This is a genomic window from Cecembia lonarensis LW9 (genome assembly GCF_000298295.1).
In the GTDB taxonomy this organism is placed as follows: Bacteria; Bacteroidota; Bacteroidia; order Cytophagales; family Cyclobacteriaceae; genus Cecembia; species Cecembia lonarensis.
Genome location: NZ_AMGM01000207.1, coordinates 1 through 1,084, shown reverse-complemented (window position 1 = coordinate 1,084; position 1,084 = coordinate 1). Strand labels below are relative to the sequence as shown.

Genomic DNA, 1,084 nt, shown 5'->3' with positions numbered 1-1,084 from the left:
TGACTCCCCCGAATTTATCACGTTGCCAAATATTATTTGACAGCTAGTGTCAAATGGTTTTCAAAGTGGTTTGAATTGGTGTTCTTGGTTAAAAAAAAATGAGCCATGAACATTCTTAATTTCATATCGCATTTCCCAGATGAGCAGAGTTGCGAACTATACTTGAAAGCCCATAGAGAAAAACAGGGGATTCATTGTAAGAACTGTAAAAAGTGTACAAAACACTATTGGTTCAGCACAAGAAAGTTTTTCGAATGCAGTATTTGTAGACGGAGAACATCCTTGAAGTCCGGTACAGTTATGGAAAACAGTAATTTGTCACTTCACACATGGTTTGCAGCATTTTTGTTAATGTCCGCAACTAAAAAAGGGTTGTCTTGTATGGAGCTACAACGCCAACTTGGATTGAAAAAGTATGATACGGCTTTCCGGTTGATGCATAAAATTCGGGCTGTGATGGGGAAAAGAGATAATTCCTACATGTTGAAAGGAATGGTTGAGTACGATGAAGCATATGTTGAAAAGGCAATTGATGCTAAGCTCAAGAAGCAACTCAAGAGGGGCAAAGGAAGTCAAAGACAAGTTATAGTAGCTGTCGCTGCGGAGTCTACCCCCTTATTGGAAGAGGAATCCGAGAAAACATCCAGGCATTGTGGTTTCTTTAGAATGAAGGTGATCCCAAGGGCTGATGCCGAATCTGTAAACGAGTTTGTCGAAGAAAATATTGATAGGAAATCCGTGGTCTTTACAGATAAAAATAAAGCATATGTTCACTTGGAGCGGCTAGTGGAGACACATGTTAAAGTAAAGTCTTCAGAAAGTACTGCAAACGAAGAGTTAAATTGGGTCCATACAGCAATAAGTAACTTGAAAAAGAATCTATTGGGGATCTACCACATGGTAACTGAAAGGTACATCCAAAACTACATTGATGAGTTTGTGTATAAACTCAACAGAAGATATTTTGGAGAAAAATTGTTTGACCGCCTTATTATTGCAGCGGTTCAAACATACGTGTAAAGTTAGGGGGAGTCATATTTCTTTAATTTTATTAATAAATTTTTAAAAAATGATAATATTTTTT

Annotated in this window: 1 protein-coding gene; it reads left to right on the top strand. The window is 37.2% G+C overall.

Annotated elements, in window-relative coordinates; translation table 11 throughout:
- The first annotated feature begins 105 nt into the window (after nucleotides 1–105).
- A complete protein-coding gene (locus tag B879_RS20880; RefSeq protein WP_009187203.1) occupies nucleotides 106–1,020 on the top strand; it encodes an IS1595 family transposase in 915 nt (304 codons plus the stop codon).
- Nucleotides 1,021–1,084 lie beyond the last annotated feature (64 nt).

Bases quoted from the DNA above. Each gene is read 5' to 3' on its own strand.
- B879_RS20880 (WP_009187203.1), top strand. From the start codon at position 106: ATGAACATTCTTAATTTCATATCGCATTTCCCAGATGAGCAGAGTTGC.